At 41.7% G+C, this 2296-nt stretch carries 1 protein-coding gene; it reads left to right on the forward strand.

From position 1 onward, the window contains the following. Positions 1-142 precede the first annotated feature (142 nt). Positions 143-2107, forward strand: a complete 1965-nt coding sequence (locus QZY09_RS03470) for a sialate O-acetylesterase (RefSeq protein ID WP_295668063.1) — start codon at positions 143-145, stop codon at positions 2105-2107. Positions 2108-2296 lie beyond the last annotated feature (189 nt).

Below are 2296 nucleotides of genomic sequence, written 5' to 3' on the forward strand. Positions count from 1 at the left end.
TAAATAATTTGTTTTTTTAATATTTAATTTGGCAAAAATAAACCAGCTGATAAAATTTACCGTGTGACAACTCCTTTACGCCTGCAAATATTTTCAGCTGGCTAAAAAAACTTTAGAAGATTTACCACAAAAATATTTTTTTATGAGACTATTAATTGCAACAACTTTAATATTATGCGCATTCCTCCAGGGCTATGCACAACTTACGCCTTCAACGATATTTTCCGACCACATGGTGTTGCAAAGGGGGCAGGATATTCCTGTTTGGGGGCAGGGAGTAAAAAAAGCAAAAATTAAAGTAACTATCGATGGACGGGGTGCAAACGCAACGGTGAATGAAAAAGGAACGTGGAAAGCGATATTAAAACCCATGACAGCAGGCGGACCTTATGTGATGACTATTTCTTCCGGAAAAGAAACTTTGGTTTATCACGATGTAATGGTTGGTGAGGTTTGGATCTGTTCGGGCCAATCAAACATGGAGTTCCAGTTAAGGAATGCCCTGGGATATAACTTTGAACAAAAAAATGCTCCTACGCAAACCATCCGTCAGTTCAGGGTTCCCGATAAAATGAGCCTTCAGCCCGAAACCGATATAAAGGACGGCAATTGGGTAAAAGCAGATACCAATACCGTTGGGGATTTTACCGCTGTGGGGTATTTTTTTGCCAAAAAATTGAGTAAACAATTAAATGTTACTGTAGGCTTAATTTACAGCAATTGGGGAGGAACACTTGCAGAGGACTGGATCAGCAGGGAAGCCATGTTGAATTCGCCTGAGTTGGGCGAAGCTGCAAAAAATATTCCCGATACCTGGGAGGGTGTAAAACAAAGGATAGATAAACAATTAAAGGATTGGGCGTATAACAAGAAACCTGCGACCAATTATTCCGTCGATCAACTTGCCGGCCAGCCAGCCGCTTTTTTTGACGAATGGCAAAAAGGAAATGCCCCCGGATCATGGGAATGGACAGGAAAATTATATTCCTACCGCGGCGAAGGTTTTATGCAGCGCACCATAAAACTCGACAGCAGCTATACGGCGCGCCACTCAGTACTTAGCTTAGGCCAGACCGATGCAGACATGGCGTTGTATGTTAATGGCAAACTGATAAAAAAGGGCGCTTTATCGGGCAATTTCCAGCTTGATCTTCCCGCCGGAACCTGGAAACCGGGTGACAATAGCCTTTTGATAAATCTACAATCCCGACAAAAAACCCCTTCCTGGTTTGGCATGGGCTTATCAGGTAATCCGACTGACCTGTACGTTCGTTTTGCCGATACAACTATTAGTATTGCTGATAATAACTGGCATGCGATGCCCGATTTAAGCAAGCCTTATCATTTTGATTTTTTACCGAATAACACTGCTTTTTCGCTTTATAACTCCATGATCAACCCATTAATACCGTATGCTATTGCGGGTGTAATTTGGTACCAGGGAGAATCAAATGCTGATAAAGCGTTTCAATATCGAACTACCTTTCCGCTGCTGATTACCGATTGGAGGAGCAAATGGAAAACGGAATTCCCATTCCTGTTTGTTCAACTATCATCATTTGGCGGCGTGCAAAACAGCAATATCGGCAGCAGCTGGGCCGAGTTGAGAGAAGCGCAAACCATGACGCTGCAATTGCCCAATACCGGCATGGCAGTAACAACCGATATTGGTGATGCATTCAATATACATCCCAGGGATAAAGCCGATGTTGGCCTGAGGTTAGCTGATAAAGCGTTGACCATGGTATATCATTTGCCGGGTTTTACGGAAAGTCCACTATTTAATTCAGCTGACTTTTCCGATGGAGCCGCAGTGATCAGCTTTAAAAATGCAGCCAACGGCTTAATAGCCAAAGATAAATATGGTTATATTAAAGGATTTGAACTTGCCGGCGCCGACCATAAATTTTATTACGCCCAGGCAAGCATCATTGACGGTGGTAAAGTTAAAGTTTGGTGCAGCCAGGTTTCACAGCCGGTAGCGGTTCGCTACGCGTGGACAGATGCCCCCATTGAGGCAAACCTGTTCAATACCGAAGGGTTTCCGGTTGGCCCTTTCCGTTCGGATAACTGGAAAGGGATAACAGAAGGCAAAAAATTTGAATAAGCATAATTATTATTAAAAATATGTTAATTGCTTGTAAAAATACCTGCCTGTATATAGGATACTAACAAATGTTATTTAAACAATTAAAATTTAGGCCAATATAAATACAGCGAATTGTTATATTAATGTAACTTTATCGACCGACAGTAAACAGTAGCTGCCGGTTTTTTTTTGAATTATAAATATTAA

It is taken from the genome of uncultured Mucilaginibacter sp., assembly GCF_903913935.1.
Lineage (GTDB): Bacteria > Bacteroidota > Bacteroidia > Sphingobacteriales > Sphingobacteriaceae > Mucilaginibacter.

Coding starts and splice junctions, on each gene's coding strand:
- QZY09_RS03470 (WP_295668063.1), top strand. CDS start 143: ATGAGACTATTAATTGCAACAACTTTAATATTATGCGCATTCCTCCAG.